The sequence below is a fragment of the Corynebacterium aurimucosum ATCC 700975 genome (genome assembly GCF_000022905.1).
Classification (GTDB): domain Bacteria; phylum Actinomycetota; class Actinomycetes; order Mycobacteriales; family Mycobacteriaceae; genus Corynebacterium; species Corynebacterium aurimucosum_F.
The window spans coordinates 445139-462469 of sequence record NC_012590.1; the positions used below are offsets into that span (position 1 = coordinate 445139).

Here is a 17331-nt window from a genome sequence, read left to right on the forward strand (position 1 = left end):
CTGTCCGTCCCCTTTGATTGAGGATCGTAAATTCATGAACGACACCCGAAATGCCCCGTCTGACGCCGTGGGTTTTGACGTCTTGTGGGCTGCGCTCACCCAGCGCCCGCGGTGGATTGCCGTCGGCATCGTGGCGGGGCTCATCGCCGCGGCGGTGTACCTGGTGGTTACGCCGTGCAATTACGTGGCGAGTACCCAAGTCAACGTCGCCGCCGTGAGTGCCGACCCGCTGGTGGGGGACAAGGCGCCGTCGACGCTCGTGGACTTTTCCACGGAGCTGCAGATCGCCAAGTCTGCGGAGACGGCGCGCGCGGCGAAAGAAAAGCTCGGCGAGGACTGGACCACGGAGGAACTCCAGGGCGTGGAAGCGTCCGGTGATGCCGAGGGAACCGTGGTGACGTTGACATACGCGAACCCGGACGAGGACCGCGCTATCGTGGGCGCCGATGCCTTGGCAACGGCGTACCTGAGCCAGCGCGTAAGCCTGACCCGGGCCCGCGTGGAGGACACGAAGGCCTCTCTCGATGAGGCTATCGCGCGCTCCCAAGAAGATTTTGGTACCTCGACGAACGTCGTGCAGAAGGACATTTTGTCGCAACGTCTCGCTACGCTGCGCGACCGCCGGGCGGCTCTGAGCTACGTGAGCTTTGATGCTGGCAGTGTTATCGCCGCAGCAGGGGATAACCCGGTGTATCGCTCCCCGTCGCCGGTCAAGTTCCTCCTCGCGGGTGCGCTGGGCGGTCTCGTCTTCGGCGTCGTCCTTGCCTTATTGGCCTATACCTGGATGCGCCGCCCGCGCTCGATCGCGGATCTAGAGCGCGTCTTCCACGCGCCCGTGTTCATCGGCGTCGGCGCCGCGGGCGATGCCCAGCGCTGGGACCTCGCCGCCGCCCAAGCGGCGCACGCGACCCGCGGTGCCCAAGGTGTGACCGTGCTGCGTGATGGTGAGGACGCCGAGACCGTTGCGGCTGCAGACGCCGTTACACACGCCACAGGCGCTCAGATGCTCGCGGCCGACACCCACCGCGCTGAGCGGCTCGCCGCCGTACAACAGGGAACCGACGTGCTCCTCGTGGGCCCGGTGCGCTGGACCACGACGCAGTGCGCGGAGCTGCAGCGCGACCTCGCGAGCGTGGGCGTGACGCTGCGCGGCATCATTACGACCGCTGCGAAGCACTAAGGGAGGCCACGAATGACGCACTCCACCGTCCGCCCGGGCGCAGACAAGCCCGGCACGCCTGACCCTGCGGATATCGACGTGCTCGATATCGCACCTATCGCCATTGCGGTTTACGACCGCGGCACCGACACTCTGGAGATTCTCTCCGGTGATGAGAACGCCGAGCCTTCGTCCCACGAGGCCCGCGTGCTCATCCGCGAAGACGGACACACGCTGGGCTACCGCGAGGTCACTGGCAGTCCTTTTGTTCCGCTCGATGAGCAGGAGCTGCACCGCCTCGCCCAAGCCGAGGCCGCCGGCCTGCCTGGTGTCCAGCGCGCGTGGACGCAGGGTGCGGGCGCGGGGCTGAGCGCCAGCCTTATTCTGTGCACGATGGGCCGCAACCCGTTGCTCCCACGCGCCGTGGCGGCGGCGCTCGCGCAGACACACAACGACCTTGAGGTCATCGTCGTCGATAACGCGCCTGCTACGGGGGATACCCGCCGCGCACTGGCAGGCATCGAGGACCCGCGTTTGCGCATCGTCGACGAACCCCGGGGCGGCTTGTCCCATGCCCGCAACCGCGGCGTGGCAGCGGCCCAGGGCGAGATCATTGCGTTCAGCGACGATGACGCGCAGGTGCATCCGGAGTGGATGGCCAGCATCCTTGACGTCTTCGCCGCGGCCCCCGCCGGACAGATCGGCGCCGTGACCGGACCCGTCTTCCCCGCGCAGTTGCGCTATCCCTCGCAGTTCCTCTTTGAGGATCGCGGCGGTTTCCCCAAGCAAGTGCGCCCCACCGTCTGGGCCAGCGCCCCGCAACCCGCGGCGGTGCGTGCGTTGGGCGATCCGGGCGAAGGCGGCCCCTTCTTCCCCTTGACTACCGCGCGCGTCGGTGCCGGCGTCTCCATGGCGTATCCGCGTGCCGTCCTCTCCGAGATGGGCGAGTTCGACACCGCGTTGGGGGCCGGCAGCCTGACTAAGGGCGGCGAGGACCTCGATGCCTTCGCGCGTGTACTGCGTGCCGGTCGCGCCATCATCACAACGCCCGACGCGGTCGTTCACCACACCCACCGCGAGAACGTCGCCGGCCTAATCGCGCAGTCGTACGGCGATGGAACCGGCATGGCGGCGCTGCTCACCAAGGCGGTGACGCACCATCCCGCTGCGATCGCCTTGCTCGCACGCCGCATTCCGCGCATCCTGCGTCGCATCGCGCCGGGTTCGGAGCGCGTCCAAGGCAATGCGGGCAGCGGCTTGCCGATGCCCCCTCAGTTGCTGCGCCAAGAAATCCGAGGTTTCCTGCGTGGACCTGTTCTCTACGCGCAGGCCCGGTGGGCGACGAGGGCGTCATGAGCACGGGCGCGCACGACGCAGCGCGCCTGCCTGCTTGGCCGTTGCTCGCTCCGTTTGCCGCGTACGCGCTGTGGTGGCTGCTGGGAGTAGGAGACTTCATCTGGATTGTGGCCGCGGCCGTCATGGTCGTCACGTGGTTCGGCCGCCGGGAACTCGTTGCCGCAGTCCCGATTATTATCTGGGCGTTGTTTTTGCTGTGGGTCGTTGCTTCGGTGCCGTTCAACGACACCCCGGGGCGCATCATCGGCGCGGTCTACCGCCTGTTGCTCTATGCCTCGGCCGGCGTCTTCGCAGTCCACGTCTACTCGGCGCGGGGGAGTCTGCCGGCGCACCGCGTGACGCGGGCGATGGTGTGGTTCCTCGTGGGCATGACCGCATGCGGTTACCTCGCGATGGCAGCGCCTGAACTCGTTATCCGCACGCCCACGTCGTATGTGACCCCGGGCTTCCTTAAACACAACGACCTCATCGCGGACATGGTCATCCGTCGCACTTCGCAGTGGAACCCGAATGCCTGGGTCGCCCAGGACGTTCGCCCGGCCGCGCCCTTCCTCTATGCGAATACGTGGGGTAACGTGTATTCCCTCGTCTTGCCCTTGGTGCTGCTCCACGCGTGGTTCGTGCGCAACAGCCCTCGCATGTGGGGCGTGCTGGCCATCGCGCTGGTGAGTCTGCCACCGGCCTTGGCGACGCTCAACCGCGGCATGTTTATCGGACTGGGCGTTGTCGCCGTGTGGGTGGGCTTTCAGGCTCTGCGGCGTGGCGCCATGCGCGCGGTGGGCAGCGCCGCACTGGGGCTCGTCCTCATCGCGACGGCGTGGTATTTCTCGCCCCTGGGCGCGAGCTTCTTTAACCGCGTCTCCACGACGAACTCCACGGACGACCGGTGGGCGCTCTACCGCACGACGTGGGCTCGCACGCTCGAGTCCCCGCTCTTCGGCTTTGGTTCTCCGCGCCCGGCGGAATATCCCTGGCTGCCGTCGCTCGGTACCCAGGGTCAGCTGTGGACCGTGCTGTTTTCCCATGGCATCGTTGGTCTCGTGCTGTTCCTACTGCCCTTCGTGCTGGGTTGGATTGCGCTCATGCCGTGCCGTGACCCTGCGGGAGCCGTCCTTGGCGGTGTTCTGCTCGCCACGCTCGTGGAGACCTTCTTCTACGGCATGATGACAGGCGTGCTGGTTTCGCTCGTGGTGCTGGGCCTGGGGCTTCGCCACCGCGCCGCCGAGACCCAGAATCCCCTCCATCCTGCATCCCGGCGCACCGCCGCGGCGTCGGCGTCTCGGGCGGCATCCGCGCGGGCTCGCTAGCGGTGCGAGCCGTAAGCGAGGCGTGTCACGCGTCTAGCAGCGTGGATCGTCCGGGAAGCTCGTCTTCATCAGCTTCCACTGGCCGTCGACGCGCTCGAAGGTGAGCAACGTGATCGAGCGACGTTCGCTCGCCGGCAGGTTCGGGGTGATATCCGTGCCGTCGGCGTCGAAGGTACGCACCCCGGAATTGTCCACACAGGCGCGCACCACGCGCGTCGTGCCGTCCGAGGCGCCCTCGTCGGCAGGCGCCAGTGCGACGGCCTCCACGACCTCACCGGTGCCTTCTCGGCGCCAGCCATTGGACTCGTATTCGATGCGCTGGTTCTCCGCGTCCTCGAGCGCGTCGGCACCCAGGGCCTCGGAGGCGCGTGCCGGTAGCGCCTCGCTCGGGTTCGTAAGGGCTTCTTGCCCTGCGGCGAGGGCCGCACCGACGCCCTGCGCATCAAGCCCCGCGGGCATCTCCATCGTCGCGGTGGGAGAGTGCGGTGCTGCAGCGCGGCCAGCACGCGGCGTGTCCTTCGCGTCCCCGTCGGACGAGCCGCCGCGGCGTCCCGACCCTAGCTCCTTCGCGGCATCGGTAGTTTCTGCCGCACCAGATGTAGGTGCCTGCGAGGTCGATGACGCGGACGCCGAGCGTGTTTCTTTGGTGCTTTCAGTGGCCAAGGCCGGCGCATCCGTGGCGGTGTTCTCGTCCGCCTCGTCCTTGCTACAGGCAACGAGGCTAGCGACCAAGGCAATTCCGACGCTTGTCGAGAAACCTTTTCGCAAAAAACCTTGCCGACCATGAAAAGAGTATTTAAAATCCCGCATGATTCTTATTTTATCCAGACATCCTATAGGGTGTTAATGAGATGAATGTACAGGAATCTAGAAAGAAATAGAACTGGCTTATTGATAGCTATTAAAAAGCCGTAGAAAGTGAAAGTATATGAGCGCACCAAGAGCTGGCGCAGAGACCGCGGCTAACGACCGTGCGCACGACGCGTCCGCAGCGACGGCGGCGGCAGAGAACTCGGGCTCACAGCAGCGCGAACTCGCCCGCGGCGGAGCCTTAAGCTTTGTCGGATCGGCGACCAGCGCAGCCTTGGGTTTTGTCCTCACCATCGTCATTTCGCGACTTTTTGGTGCGGCACACGCGGGAATTATTTTTCAGGCTACTGGTGCGTTTTCCGTCGTCCTTGCCTTTGCCAAATTCGGGCTGGATTCGACGTCAAATTACCTTCTTCCCCGCGTAAAGATCGACGATGCGCGGCAGGTTCGCCCTGTCGTCTACGGCTTCCTTATCATTGCGGTGGCCGTGAGTCTGGTGCTCGTTGTTGCACTGGAGATCGCCGCGCCCTTATTGTGGACTGACAACCCCGAGGTCGCGCGCTCGGTGCGCGTGATTGCGCTCTTTATTCCTTTCGGCTCTGTATTTCTCATCCTTGCTGCCATCCTGCGTGCCCTGGGCTCAGTGCGCGACTACGTGATGGTGGCAAATATCGGCCTTCCCGTCCTGCGTCCGCCTTTCATCGCCGTCGTGGCGGTAGCGGGTGGCGCGGCGGTGGCGGCATCGGCGGCGTGGGCACTGCCCATGGCGCTCATGGCGGTGGCGGCAGCCGTGCTAGTGCTGCGGCGCCTACGCCGTATCGAAGAGGTTCATGGTGCCTCGGAGCGTGCGCTGCCGCGCGCGAGCCAGGTCCGTGAGGTCTTCGGGTTTGCGGTCCCGCGCACGCTGTCCGCGGGACTGGAACAGGCCATTGTGTGGTTCGACGTGTTGCTTGCCGGCTGGCTTCTTAGCGACCACGCGGCAGGCATCTACGCCGGCGCCTCCCGCTTCGTTCAAGCCGGCTTGCTTGTCGATGCCGCGCTGCGCGTCGTCGTTTCCCCGCAACTGTCCGCATTGCTGCACCGCGGCGAGATGTCGCGTACCCGCGAGCTTTACCTCACCGCCACGATGTGGCTCGTGCTCATTGGCACGCCGGCGTACGTGTTTTTGGGCTTCTTCGCGCCGATCTTCCTCGGGCTGCTGGGCCCTGAGTTCCGCGAGGGCGGAACGGCGCTGGCGGTTCTTGCGGCAGGCGTGGCCGTGACGTTCTTGGCGGGCAATATCCACTCGCTGCTCGTTATGAGCGGCCGCAGTGGATGGGCCGCGTTCAACAAGCTCGTCGTCTTGGCCGTCAACGTCGGCGCGAATTTCGTGCTCATGCCGCGCTACGGGATCATCGGCGCCGCCGTGGCGTGGTCCGCTTCGATGGTGCTTGATGCGCTCATGGCCGCCGTCGAGGTCAAGGTCTTTCTGGGCATTGCGCTCACGGCGCGGGAGATTCTTGCCCCCGTCGCCGTGGTGCTCGGCACGCTTGGCCTCGCTTCCGGTGTGGCGGTGTGGCTGGGTGGCCAGAGCCTGTGGGCGCTCCTCGGGGCGCTTGCGGTCGGCGGTGCTGCGTATATCGCAGTGTGCTGGCGGTGGCGCGCGCTGCTACGCCTTGGAGCGCTGGGCGAGCTCGTCGCCGCCAAACAAGGAAAGCGCTCGTGACTTGGCGCCTCGGTGCCGCTTTCGCAGCGAAACACAACTTTAGAAAGAACTCCATGTCTCACTCACGATTTTCGCTTCTCGCCGCAGCGGTTGCGCTGTGCGCCGGTATCCTCGCGCCCGTCGCAGGCGCGCAGGAGCCGGCGCCGAGTCCAGCGGCACAAGACACCCCGGCCGTCGTCACGCGGGACGGGTCCAGCCCGGACCGAGCTGCCGCGTCCTGTTGGGCTATTAAACAAGACAACCCTGATGCCAAGAACGGCTCCTACTGGCTGCTCACCCCGCAGATGGAGGCGCCGCAGGAATTCTTCTGCGATCAGGAAATGGACGGTGGCGGCTGGGTCATGATTGGTCGCGGCCGCGAAGGTTGGGACCGTTACCCCGCAGGCCAAGGCGATATTTCCGCGCTCACTAGCCGTGATCGCACCCCGGCGGACTTCGCTCCGGCGCAGCTGCCCACCAAGACCATCGATGGTCTGCTGAGCGGCCAGCACATCAACGAGTTGGACGAGGGTATGCGCGTCGTGCGTGCCACCAATAACTCCGGTACGCGCTGGCAGACCGCGGATATCAAACCGCAGCGCATGGAGAACTGGTCGTGGGCGCTTTCCGCCGAGGACCCGGCGCTCTTCCGTTTCGATAATGGGCCCTTGTGGTACCGCGCAGACCGTACGGACAGGTTCATGGGCAACGCCATCGGCCTGCGCGGCATAGATATTTCCACCACGCGGGCCCGGCAATACAAGATCGGCTTCGGCTATGGCCCGTGGAAAAGGGTCGGCCGTACGGGGGCTGACTCATTTATTTGGAGCACGAATGGATATGCCGCGCTGCCGTACGCGGAGCTGTATCTGCGCCCGCAGCTGAGCAACGCCGATGCCGGATTTGAGCCCATCCCGGATGCCGGCCTCGACGAGGTAACGAATTCCGCAGTCGTCTCGAGCTTCTCGTCGCCCACGCAGTGGGGCGTGACAGGTAACCTGACCGGCCGTAGCACCGAGGGTAACGCCCCCGTGCAGGCCTTTGCGCAAAAAGACGACACCGTCTTCGTGGGCGGCAATTTCACGGCGGCAGAAAACCACGCGACGGGCGAGTCCCTCCCGCGCACCGCGGTCGCCGCGTTCGACGCCACCACGGGTGAGGTCCGCCGCGACTTTGCCGTGGATCTCGACGGTCAGGTCAAGGCTCTCCTCGTCCTGCCCAACGGCAAGCTGCTTATCGGCGGTGATTTCCTGCGCGCCGGCGGCGAAGAGCACCGCGGCACCGTCCTCGTGGATCCGAAGACGGGCGCTATCGATGCATCGTGGACGCTCAACGTCGTCTCGCGTCTGCGCGACGGCATTATCAGCGTCAAGGCGCTGTCTCTCTCCGGGGACCATGTTTACCTCGGCGGTAAGTTCACCCACCTCACCAGCGGCGGCGACAATTACATCTACGCGCGTTCCGCAGGCCGCGTGAGCCTGGACGGCGTGCCGGACCGCTCGTGGAATCCCGAATTCAACGGCACCGTGGTGGACACGGACGTCTCGGCTGACGGCGGGCGTTTCTACGCGGCGGGCTACTTCACGAAGTCCGTGGACAACCCGGTGAACAAAGCAGCGGTCCTCACCACGGCCGCAGGTGCCGCTCCGGCCGTGGACTTCCAGTTCCAGGCCAGCGACACCAGCGCCACCTACCAGCAAGCCATCGAGGATTCTGGCGAGCTCGTCTTCATTGGCGGCGCCCAGCACTCCCTCTTCGGTTACGAGCCGCAGAGCATGAACCGCGTCTCTGGCTCCATCATGAGCTCCAACGGCGGCGACGTGCAGACTATCGCTTCCAACGGCGAGGTCACCTACGCCAGCTGCCACTGCAATGAGAACGCCTACCAGGATTCCTACTCGTGGCCGACGCTGAGCGAGTCCCGCACCCGCATCGACAACATCCAGTGGGTCGGTGCCTGGGACGCCAAGACCGGCAAGCAGCTGGGCGAGTTCTCACCGTACATGCTGGGGTCGAACAACGGCGGCGGCTGGTCGCTGTTCATCGCGGAGGACGGCGCGCTGTGGGCTGGCGGCGACTTCACCGGTTCCCGCACGAATCTCACCACAGCACAGTGGAACGGCGGCTTCGTCCGCTACCCGGCCCAGGACCGCGAGGCTCCCCGCGTGCCGGATAAGGTCACCTTCAACCAATCTACTGCGAAGACCGTCGGCCTGACCTGGGCTGAGGCTTCCGATGCCGCCAGCTACGAGGTCTTGCGTGACGACCGCGTCGTCGCGACGTCGATCAGCCCGCGCGCCACCGTGCCGCGCGGTGGCGATGACCGCTACTTCGTCCGAGCAGTGGACGAGGCGGGCAACCGTTCCGCGACGACCCACGTGGCCGTCGCGCCGGAGGCAGGTTCGCTCGGCTACGACGACCCTCAGCTCATCGCCGCGGGCGCGGACTGGCAGTACTCCTATAACCAGGGCGCGCCGGACGCTGCGTGGAATACCACCGAGGGCACGCGCGACGGATGGCAGGCGGGTGCTGCGCCGCTGGGTTACGGCGGCGCGGATCTCGGCACCGAATTCCAGACGCCGGCCGCGGCACAGCGCCCCGTCACCGCGTGGTTTGCGCATCTCTTCGACGTCGCGGACCCGACAGCGTTTACGACGGCGACGCTTAAGGTCATTGCCGATGATGGCGCTGTGGTCTACGTCAATGGCCACGAGGTCGGACGCGTCCGCATGGACGAGGGCGACGTGAAGGACACCACCCGCGCGAATGCCGTGGTCTCCGCCGCGCGCGCCGCAGAGGAGCGCACGACGATCGACATCCCGTCCTATTACTTGAAGCCCGGCGAAAATATCGTCGCTGTGGAAACCCACCTCAATTACAAGTCCAGCCCGTCCCTGACTTTCGACGCGTCGTTGCTCGTCACGGATTCGGCACCGGCCACCATCACGGAGATTCCGGTGGACCGCAGCGAGCTCATCGCCGCGGGCGCGGACTGGCGCTACTCCTACGCTGCCGATGCCCCCGCCGAGGATTGGGCCACCACCCTCGACGTCGCAGACTGGAACGAGGACGCCGCTCCCATCGGCTGGGGTGCTGGTGACGTTGCCACGCCGTTGACCTACGCCGCGAACACCGCGTACTTCGTTAACGACATTGAGCTCTCTGAGGACGACCTCGCCGCCTTGCGTGAACAACACGGCGACGACGCGGTGGTGCGTCTCGAGGTCCGGGCCGACGATGCCGCGCTTGTGCGACTCAACGGCGAGGAAGTCGGCCGCGTCCGCTTGGGCGAGCCTCGGTCTGAGGTCGCCCACACCGCGTATGCGGATAGCTCCGTGAGCGCGTCGGTTGCCGCGCGCGACCGCTATGTCGTCGAGGTTCCGCTGTCGCGCTTCCATGCGGGCAGCAACCGCCTGGCCGTCGAAACCCACCTCAATTATAAGTCGGCTCCGTCCTTCGTCTTCGACCTCAGCGCCACGGTCACCGAGCCCTCGGGCGATCCCGCCCTCGCCGCGCTGGCCGAAGCCGCCGCGGACCTCGCCGAGGATTCCGTCGCAGAAGCCGATGACGATGCCGCAGAAGCCGAGCTCACTGACGATGCCGCTGCCGACGACGTTGACGCTGCAGCTTCTGCAGACGCAGACGCGGAACAATAAGGAGAATCCCGCATGACGTATAACAGCACCACCGACCGCGTCCCGTCCAGCGCGGGCGCATCACCTGCACCGGATCCGGCCGTGGCGGAGTTCGCTCGGCGCATCGCACGACCCGGCGCCGTGGTCACATGGCTTAACCACTGGTCGGTGCAGCAGGCGCAGTGGTCTGCGCTCGAAACCATGACGGACATCGGCATCGACGGCACGCTGCTTCAGCTCATGCTGGCGCGTTGCGGCATGGACATGGGCCGCACCTCGGCCGACCTCGTCCTTCCGGTCCTGTTTCGTGACGTCCTCGAGCCGGACCAGCGCATTGCGTTCATCGGCTCCGCGCCGGGCGTGGCGACGCGGGCGGCGGAGCGCATCGGCGGGCACCAGACCTGCGCCTTCGACGGCTACGGCGAGCTCAAGGAGCTGCGCCGCGATCCGTCGCAGCTGCGCGCCTGGCGTCCCGACGTCGTCGTGCTGGGCCTAGGCGCACCGCTGCAAGAGGAAGTCGCTGCCGAGCTGCACGTTGCGCTGCCCGAAGCCATCGTGTGTACCAGCCGGTGGCTGGATCGATCAGCTGGCCGCCAATGAGCAGTACTTCCCGGTGTGGGTCCACAAGTACCGCCTAGGCTGGGCGTGGCGCATAGCGCACGAGCCGCGCCGACTCATCGGCCGCTACACCGTCGATGCAGTCGGCTTCCTGCGCCGCCTGCCGCGCATCGTGTCTGACCTTCGGGTGCTGCCCCACAAGGCCGACGCCACGGGCTTCCACCGCGGCTAAATCCCTCACGCACAAGAGCCTGGCTCCAGCAAATGCTGGAGCCAGGCTTTTTCTCTGCCGTCAGTTTTCTGTCGCCAGCAGCCTTGCTGCGTTGGCGAGCGCGCCGGCCCGCCGCGGCTCCTCGGGCCTGCGCGCCGTGACTGCCGTGGCGCATATGGCATGAGCGACGAAAGAGCTCCCTCTGCGGCCGTCAGGGAGTGAGAACACCGCAGGGGGAGCTAAGTGGCGAAGAAGGCGGTTTAGTACGCGCCTTCTTGCGTGGCAAGCACCTTGAAGGTGCGGAAGAAGATCATGATGTCCATGCCGAACGAACGCTCAGCACAGTAGCGCAGGTCCAGGTTGATGGAGTCTTCCCACGACAAGGTGGAACGCCCCATAACCTGCCACAGGCCCGTGATTCCCGGCTTGGCGTTGAACTTGCCCAGCTCACGCGGGGTGAACTTGGCGACCTCGCGCGGCAGCGGCGGGCGCGGTCCGATAAGCGACATGCGGCCGGTGAGCACGTTGAAGAGCTGTGGCAGTTCGTCGAGGCTTGTGCGGCGCAAGAAGCGGCCCACGCGCGTGATGCGCGGGTCGTCCTGCAGCTTGAAGAGCACCTCGTTGCCAGCGTTGCCTGCGGAGGCTTGGGCGGCGAGGAGCTGGTCCACGAGCTGCTCGGCGTTCGTGCGCATGGTGCGGAATTTGAGCATGGTGAAGTGTCCCTGGCGGTAGCCGACGCGGGTCTGCGCGAAGAAGACCGGGCCGCCATCGTCAAGCTTGATGAGGAGCGCAACGATGAGCAGGACAGGAGAGAGAAGAATGAGCGCCGTTGCGGAGAGTAGAATGTCGCTGATGCGCTTGGCCCCCGTGTACAGCGCCGGGGCGTCGGACGAACGATCCGGGATGACAGCGAGGGTACTCGCGGGACGGAGATTGGGAGTCGTCATGAGTTCCTTAGTTGAGCATTACTGGTCGCAGCAGCGCAGAAAGCCTGCGCGCAGATTTATTCGGTTTATAAAACAACTGCTTTTAGGAAAAGCTTTTGAATTAACCGAGAATTGAGTACAAAGCTTAGAGAATTACAGAAAATTGATCAAGCTGTTTTAGGCACGCCAATTGTCAAGTTGTTGTGATCCTGGGGGGTTGGGTGCCTCTGTTTCCTACTTTTAGTAGGTAACAGGCTTAAGGGACATTTGTGTGGGATTTGTGGTGTCGATTCATTCCTTGAGCTGGGGCAATGTGCGGATATTGAATTGGAATCAGTTCCAACCGAGGTTTAGCCCTCAAATACGCCGGTCATTGCCAACCTGTGGTATTTGAATCTGCTACGGCAATTCTTATGACAGGTCTAGGAATCGCCCAGCATGCCCGATCTGCGGAACAGGGCCTGACCCCCGGAAAGTAGACACGTCGGGGGTTAGCTATGCTGCTTGGGTCAGTGTAGCTGATGTGAGTGCTTCGAAGTCATCGGGGGCTAGAAGGTTGCACCAGGAGTGCCGTCTGCGCGTGTTGTAGCGCATGCACCATCGGAAGACTTCTTGGCGGCAGATGATGGGATTGTCAAAAACTTTCCTATCTCGCAGAACTTCACGCTTTAAAGTGGCGTTAAACGATTCTGCCAGGGCATTATCGGCACTCGTTCCCACTGCTCCCATGGATTGGCGAACACCAAGTTGGGTGCAGTGGTCTTGAAAAGCCTGTGAGGTGTACACACTGCCATGATCAGAATGGAAAATTACCCCTTTAAGGCTTCCGCGAACCTTGCTGGCATGGGACAAAGCTTCGATAACCAGCGATACCCGCATGTGATCGGCGAGCGCATGACCGACAAGTTTGCGCGAGTAGACGTCGATGACTGTGGCAAGGTACATGTTCTTGCCTCCCTTACACGGCAGGTAGGTGATATCGCCTACATACACCTGGTTCGGCTTATCAGCGGTGAATTTGCGGCCTACTAAATCTGGCATGACTCGATGACCAGGCTTGCGCCTGGTAGTGACACATCGACGTTGTTTAGTAAAGCCTTTTAGCCCCATGGATTTCATAATGCGTGCGACCTTCTTGTGATTGATCGGAGGAAAGTCCGTATCGGCTTTAAGGCTTGCAGCGATGCGTTTAGCACCATAAAGCCCGTGCTCATCATCGAAGATGCTCTTGATTCTCGCACCAATAAGGGCATCGGAACACGTCTTTAACCTGCGTTTTTCGCGGGTGTTGACCCATTTGTAGAACGAGGAGCGATTGAGCTTTAACACGTGGCACATCCGTGTGAGCTGAGTATTCGGTTCGGTGGTCGTAGACAAACTGGAAGCGGATTACCAGCGTGTCTCTTCGGCAAAATATTTCGCGGCCTTGCGCAGGATGTCGCGTTCTTCACGAAGCTTAGAGACTTCTTTTTCTAGCTGACGGATTCGTTCAGAATCAGTCGTCGCCTGTGCCTTGTCGCGCATGCTTTTTGTGCGGACACGCTTGCCGGTGCCGTACTGCTTAAGCCAGGAATAAAGTGAGGAACGATTGATTCCTAGCTCTGCTGAAGCCGCGTGAAGTGAGAGGTCCTCATTGTTTTCGTAGAGGGCCACAGCATCACGTTTGAACTGTTCGGAGTACCTAGGCATGGTGGTAGATTACCTTTCTTCCCAACCCAACAGGGCTGGATATCAGGTGTCTACCTAACAGGGGTCAGGTCCACAAGCATGCACAAGAACGGCACAACAACAGCCAGAACCCCACGCTGGCGTTGCCCCAACTGCAACGCTTCTCAAACCGGCACCAGGGCCAACACCGCCAATATCCAGCACTTCAAAGTCTTTCTAGACTGGGTCCTCACTGGTGAACCAGCCCAACGCATAGCACACCGCCTTCACGTCACCCGACGCACACTGACCCGGTGGTTTACCTTCTTTTGGTTCATCGTGGTGCCCTCACATACCGACAAGTTCCGCGTCTACGACCAGTTGTTTATCGACGGCACCTACTTTCACAAGAAATGCCTGCTTGTTGCGTGCACCGCGGAACACCCCGTGGCCTGGCTGTGGTGCACCGGGGAATCAAAATACAACTACGCCAGACTCCTAGACATGCTCGCACCACCACTAATCGTCACGATCGGCGGCTCTGGCGGTGCCCGCGCAGTCATTAAAAAGCACTGGCCAGATACCAAAATCCAGCGATGTCTCGTTCATGTTCAGCGCAATATCCTCACCGACATCTCACGTCATCCCCGCTATCTGGCACATAAAGCACTGCGCAAGTTCGCGTATCAGCTCACACATATCGAAACTCAAGATGAAGCACGCGAGTTCATTACTAGAGTCCACAAGGCCAGCGTGACATTCGGCCCCTGGCTAAAAGAGAAAACATACCGCAGCCAGGTAAAAGCCGCGGATATACCGCGGTGGGTCAAGCCGAGTCAAAAATTCTGGTTCACGCACCGTGGCGCTAGGCGAAGCTTCAACAGGCTCAATGAACTTATCAACGACGGAACGCTATTTACCTACCTGAATCCGCCAGAAGGCATAACTGAAGTGCCCCGGGTTTTTCCTAGGCATTTGCCTTGATTTCCATTATTTTTCGACTGGGGTGGTGTTCCCATATTTCGGCTTCGACTTCAGCCGGGGTGCGGTAGCCTAGGCTCTGGTGGAGCCGTGATTCGTTCCACCAGTTAACCCACTCGAACGTGGCGATGTCCACGTCGACGACATCGGCCCACGTTCGCCTATGAATCAGCTCATTCTTGTAGGAGCCGTTGACATTCTCCGCCAGAGCATTGTCGTAGGAATCACCAACAGTGCCGGTCGACGCCGTAATTCCATGCTCAGCCAGGCGCTCGTTGTAGACGATGCTCACATACTGCGACCCGTGGTCCGAGTGATGAATTAGGCCCGCCGTTTCCGTGGCGCACACGATCGCCTGGTTGAGCGCCCGCAGCGGCAACGCCTCAGTGCGCATCGAATCAGACAACGCCCACCCGACAATCCTCCGGGAGTACACATCAGTGACAAAAGCTGTGTACACAAACCCTTTCCTGGTGCGCACATACGTAATGTCCGCCACCCACAGACGATTAGGGCCAGGAGCCTTAAACTCACGATTTGCCAAATCTGGGCGAAGATCCGGGCCTGTGGGCTTACGCGTCGTAATTGGTGCCCCACCTTTTCCCTTGCCGGACAGACCAGCGCTGCGCATCAGCCGGGCTGTTTGCTCACGCCCAATGTCAACGCCCTGGCGTTGCAGCATGCGCCACATCTTCCGCACGCCGTAGACGCCGTAATTTTCAGCGTGAACGTCGCGAATATGCTCTACAAGGGTAGCGTCGCGAAGGGCGCGGGAGCTTAAGCCCCGGGTCTTGGATTGGCGGTACCCACGCGAGCTAAGAAAACCGCCTTCGCGATGCGTGTTGAACGTCTGGCAGATGAACTCGACTGAGAAACGATTCCGATGCTCATCGACGATCGATGAATCGGATCATTTCTTAACTTTTCAGGTCGAGTTCGGATGCGAAAAAGCTGAGGCGGCTTTCAACAACTCGTTGGTGTCGCGCAGCTCGTGATTTTCTCGACGCAACCTTGCGTTTTTCTGCAGCAAGGTCTTCGGGCATTGATTCCACAACACGTCCTTCGCGACGAGCGGCCTGCGTCCATTGCCTCGCTGTGTGCCACGAGACGCCCAGCTTTGGTGCCACGATCTTGCAGGCTGCCTGCATGGAAATGTTCTCCGTCAGGATGCGGTCTTCCGCGAGGCGGACCACTCGGTCCTTCGCATCCTGATTAAACTTCGTTGGCATGTTCCAAATTTTCCTATCTACTCAAACGGAACAAAACCTGAGGCACCTCATCTTAACAGGGACAGCAATAAGCCATACCGAAGCCAGCGACTAGTTCCACTGTCCTTTCGGGCGGCGGGAACGGGCATAAACATAGCCCGCCCACTCGGGCGGACAGGCTATGAATCTTCGGTGCCCTGGGGTGGAACTACTAACAACGTAATGGGGCTAAATTCGCTGACAGGAAATGGCGCGCGGTAGGCGAGGGGCGCGGCGGTCGATGGGGGTGCGTCGCGTGAGCGGCTCGGCTGTGATGTGTGTTGCGGCGAGTGCTGCAGAGGGCGCGCGGAACGTTTTGGCAAACGCGAGTCTCTATGGTTCAATATTTAGGTTGCTTGCAGCCGGCCGGCGCAGGCGGTGCGTTTCCGAACCGTGTGCCCCGAGACCCATCGACAGTTGTTCGTTGAATAAGCCCTGCAAGTATCCATGTACATAGACCGCGTGTGTCAAGGACGGAAATCTTGGCGCACATTAATCCAGGTCAGGAGACCCATAGTGATTCAGCAAGAATCGCGTCTGCGCGTCGCCGACAACTCCGGTGCACGAGAGCTCCTCGTCATCCGCGTTCTCGGCGGCTCCGTTCGACGTTTTGCTGGCATTGGTGACATCGTCGTCGCCACTGTCAAGGAAGCCATCCCGGGTGGCAACGTAAAGGAAGGCGACATCGTCAAGGCCGTCATCGTACGCGCCAAGAAGGAGACCCGTCGTCCGGACGGCTCCTACATCGCATTCGATGAAAACGCCGCAGTTATTCTCAAGGGTGACAACGAGCCGCGCGGTACCCGCATCTTCGGCCCGGTTGCTCGCGAACTTCGTGACAAGCGCTTCATGAAGATCGTTTCTCTCGCACCGGAGGTGATCTAGTCTTATGAAGATTCATAAGGGCGATATGGTGATCGTTATTTCGGGCCCGGACAAGGGCGCGAAGGGCAAGGTCATCGAGGCATACCCGAAGCGCGACAAGGTCCTCGTTGAGGGCGTCAACCGCGTTAAGAAGCACGTTGCTAACTCCGCTACCGAGCGTGGCGCCGAGTCCGGCGGAATCGTGACCCAGGAAGCTCCGATCCACGTGTCCAACGTTGCGATCGTTGACTCCGAGGGCAACCCGACCCGCGTGGGCTACCGTTTCGACGAAAACGGCAAGAAGGTCCGCATCGCACGTAGCAACGGGAAGGACATCTAAAATGAGCGAGAACTACACTCCGCGTCTGAAGACCCGCTACCGCGAGGAAATCAAGAAGGCTCTGAACGAAGAGTTCAAGTACGAGAACGTGATGCAGATTCCGGGCGTCACCAAGGTTGTCGTCAACATGGGTGTGGGCGACGCTGCCCGCGACTCCAAGATGATCAACGGCGCTCTCGAGGACCTTACCGCTATCACCGGCCAGAAGCCGCAGGTGCGTCGCGCTAAGAAGTCCATCGCTAACTTCAAGCTCCGTGAGGGCATGCCCATCGGCGCACGCGTTACCCTGCGTGGCGACCGCATGTGGGAGTTCCTGGACCGCCTGCTGACCATCGCGCTGCCGCGTATTCGCGACTTCCGCGGTCTCTCCGACCAGCAGTTCGACGGCCACGGCAACTACACCTTCGGCCTCAGCGAGCAGACCATGTTCTACGAGATCGACATCGACAAGGTGGACCGCCCGCGCGGTATGGACATCACCGTCGTCACCTCCGCTACCAACGACGAGGAAGGCCGCAAGCTCCTGCGCGAGCTCGGCTTCCCGTTCAAGTAAGCGGCGACACTTTCTCTTTGAGATAGAGAACGACCCCCGGTACTCCCTGCAAG

At 62.4% G+C, this 17331-nt stretch carries 15 protein-coding genes and 1 pseudogene; 11 read left to right on the forward strand and 5 right to left on the reverse strand.

From position 1 onward, the window contains the following. The first annotated feature begins 34 nt into the window (after window positions 1-34). From CAURI_RS02220 to CAURI_RS02230, 3 genes are read left to right on the forward strand one after another with little or no spacing between them, the layout of a single operon-like run. Window positions 35-1180: a GumC domain-containing protein gene (locus CAURI_RS02220; RefSeq protein WP_010189613.1), complete on the forward strand. Its 1146-nt coding sequence runs from the start codon at window positions 35-37 to the stop codon at window positions 1178-1180. 12 nt (window positions 1181-1192) lie between these two features. Next, the gene (locus CAURI_RS02225; RefSeq protein ID WP_010189612.1) at window positions 1193-2515 is read left to right on the forward strand and encodes a glycosyltransferase family 2 protein; all 1323 of its coding nucleotides are present in this window, start codon (window positions 1193-1195) and stop codon (window positions 2513-2515) included. Further along, window positions 2512-3822: an O-antigen ligase family protein gene (locus tag CAURI_RS02230; protein WP_012714834.1), complete on the forward strand. Its 1311-nt coding sequence runs from the start codon at window positions 2512-2514 to the stop codon at window positions 3820-3822. The genes CAURI_RS02225 and CAURI_RS02230 overlap by 4 nt, the downstream gene beginning before the upstream one ends. Window positions 3823-3855: 33 nt before the next feature. Here the strand turns inward: CAURI_RS02230 and CAURI_RS02235 are convergent, their stop codons facing one another. Then, on the reverse strand, window positions 3856-4632 hold the full coding sequence (locus CAURI_RS02235) for a hypothetical protein (RefSeq protein ID WP_012714835.1): 777 nt from the start codon (window positions 4630-4632) through the stop codon (window positions 3856-3858). 118 nt (window positions 4633-4750) lie between these two features. On the opposite strand from CAURI_RS02235, the gene CAURI_RS02240 reads away from it, so the two are divergent. From CAURI_RS02240 to CAURI_RS14180, 4 genes are read left to right on the forward strand one after another with little or no spacing between them, the layout of a single operon-like run. Continuing rightward, window positions 4751-6337, forward strand: coding sequence for an oligosaccharide flippase family protein (locus CAURI_RS02240; protein WP_010189606.1), 1587 nt, complete (start codon window positions 4751-4753; stop codon window positions 6335-6337). Window positions 6338-6390: 53 nt separating this feature from the next. Next, complete coding sequence (locus tag CAURI_RS02245; RefSeq protein WP_236659328.1) at window positions 6391-9972, forward strand: fibrinogen-like YCDxxxxGGGW domain-containing protein; 3582 nt, start codon at window positions 6391-6393, stop codon at window positions 9970-9972. A 12-nt stretch (window positions 9973-9984) separates the two neighbouring features. Next, window positions 9985-10551, forward strand: coding sequence for a WecB/TagA/CpsF family glycosyltransferase (locus CAURI_RS14175; RefSeq protein ID WP_012714836.1), 567 nt, complete (start codon window positions 9985-9987; stop codon window positions 10549-10551). Continuing rightward, the gene (locus CAURI_RS14180) at window positions 10487-10741 is read left to right on the forward strand and encodes a WecB/TagA/CpsF family glycosyltransferase (protein ID WP_236660849.1); all 255 of its coding nucleotides are present in this window, start codon (window positions 10487-10489) and stop codon (window positions 10739-10741) included. The genes CAURI_RS14175 and CAURI_RS14180 overlap by 65 nt, the downstream gene beginning before the upstream one ends. 239 nt (window positions 10742-10980) lie before the next feature. On the opposite strand, the gene CAURI_RS02255 is transcribed toward CAURI_RS14180, so the two are convergent. Continuing rightward, entirely contained in the window at window positions 10981-11667 is a 687-nt protein-coding gene (locus CAURI_RS02255) for a sugar transferase (RefSeq protein WP_012714837.1), read from the reverse strand. Window positions 11668-12141: 474 nt separating this feature from the next. Further along, a pseudogene (locus tag CAURI_RS13540) lies at window positions 12142-13335 on the reverse strand (IS3 family transposase). Between the two features lie 78 nt (window positions 13336-13413). On the opposite strand from CAURI_RS13540, the gene CAURI_RS02270 reads away from it, so the two are divergent. Further along, complete coding sequence (locus CAURI_RS02270; RefSeq protein WP_012714840.1) at window positions 13414-14277, forward strand: transposase; 864 nt, start codon at window positions 13414-13416, stop codon at window positions 14275-14277. Here the strand turns inward: CAURI_RS02270 and CAURI_RS13760 are convergent. After that, window positions 14261-15172 (reverse strand): IS3 family transposase, encoded by a 912-nt coding sequence (locus tag CAURI_RS13760; RefSeq protein ID WP_029158952.1) that lies wholly within the window; start codon window positions 15170-15172, stop codon window positions 14261-14263. The genes CAURI_RS02270 and CAURI_RS13760 overlap by 17 nt on opposite strands. 19 nt (window positions 15173-15191) lie before the next feature. Continuing rightward, window positions 15192-15503 carry a hypothetical protein gene (locus CAURI_RS14250; RefSeq protein WP_010189588.1) on the reverse strand — a complete coding sequence of 104 codons (312 nt, stop codon included), beginning with the start codon at window positions 15501-15503 and terminating at the stop codon, window positions 15192-15194. Between the two features lie 534 nt (window positions 15504-16037). On the opposite strand from CAURI_RS14250, the gene rplN reads away from it, so the two are divergent. From rplN to rplE, 3 genes are read left to right on the forward strand one after another with little or no spacing between them, the layout of a single operon-like run. Then, window positions 16038-16406, forward strand: coding sequence for a 50S ribosomal protein L14 (rplN, locus tag CAURI_RS02285; protein ID WP_010189586.1), 369 nt, complete (start codon window positions 16038-16040; stop codon window positions 16404-16406). Between the two features lie 4 nt (window positions 16407-16410). Continuing rightward, a complete protein-coding gene (rplX, locus tag CAURI_RS02290; protein WP_005527724.1) occupies window positions 16411-16725 on the forward strand; it encodes a 50S ribosomal protein L24 in 315 nt (104 codons plus the stop codon). Window position 16726: 1 nt separating this feature from the next. Beyond that, window positions 16727-17278, forward strand: a complete 552-nt coding sequence (rplE, locus tag CAURI_RS02295; RefSeq protein WP_010189579.1) for a 50S ribosomal protein L5 — start codon at window positions 16727-16729, stop codon at window positions 17276-17278. The last annotated feature ends 53 nt before the right edge of the window (window positions 17279-17331 follow it).

What these genes read in the sequence shown, in the direction of transcription:
- CAURI_RS02225 (WP_010189612.1), top strand. Translation starts at nt 1,193, where the DNA reads ATGACGCACTCCACCGTCCGCCCGGGCGCAGACAAGCCCGGCACGCCT.
- CAURI_RS02230 (WP_012714834.1), top strand. Translation starts at nt 2,512, where the DNA reads ATGAGCACGGGCGCGCACGACGCAGCGCGCCTGCCTGCTTGGCCGTTG.
- rplE (WP_010189579.1), top strand. Translation starts at nt 16,727, where the DNA reads ATGAGCGAGAACTACACTCCGCGTCTGAAGACCCGCTACCGCGAGGAA.
- CAURI_RS02270 (WP_012714840.1), top strand. Translation starts at nt 13,414, where the DNA reads ATGCACAAGAACGGCACAACAACAGCCAGAACCCCACGCTGGCGTTGC.
- CAURI_RS02255 (WP_012714837.1), bottom strand. Translation starts at nt 11,667, where the DNA reads ATGACGACTCCCAATCTCCGTCCCGCGAGTACCCTCGCTGTCATCCCG.
- CAURI_RS02245 (WP_236659328.1), top strand. Translation starts at nt 6,391, where the DNA reads ATGTCTCACTCACGATTTTCGCTTCTCGCCGCAGCGGTTGCGCTGTGC.
- CAURI_RS02240 (WP_010189606.1), top strand. Translation starts at nt 4,751, where the DNA reads ATGAGCGCACCAAGAGCTGGCGCAGAGACCGCGGCTAACGACCGTGCG.
- rplX (WP_005527724.1), top strand. Translation starts at nt 16,411, where the DNA reads ATGAAGATTCATAAGGGCGATATGGTGATCGTTATTTCGGGCCCGGAC.
- CAURI_RS14175 (WP_012714836.1), top strand. Translation starts at nt 9,985, where the DNA reads ATGACGTATAACAGCACCACCGACCGCGTCCCGTCCAGCGCGGGCGCA.
- CAURI_RS02220 (WP_010189613.1), top strand. Translation starts at nt 35, where the DNA reads ATGAACGACACCCGAAATGCCCCGTCTGACGCCGTGGGTTTTGACGTC.
- CAURI_RS02235 (WP_012714835.1), bottom strand. Translation starts at nt 4,632, where the DNA reads ATGCGGGATTTTAAATACTCTTTTCATGGTCGGCAAGGTTTTTTGCGA.
- CAURI_RS14250 (WP_010189588.1), bottom strand. Translation starts at nt 15,503, where the DNA reads ATGCCAACGAAGTTTAATCAGGATGCGAAGGACCGAGTGGTCCGCCTC.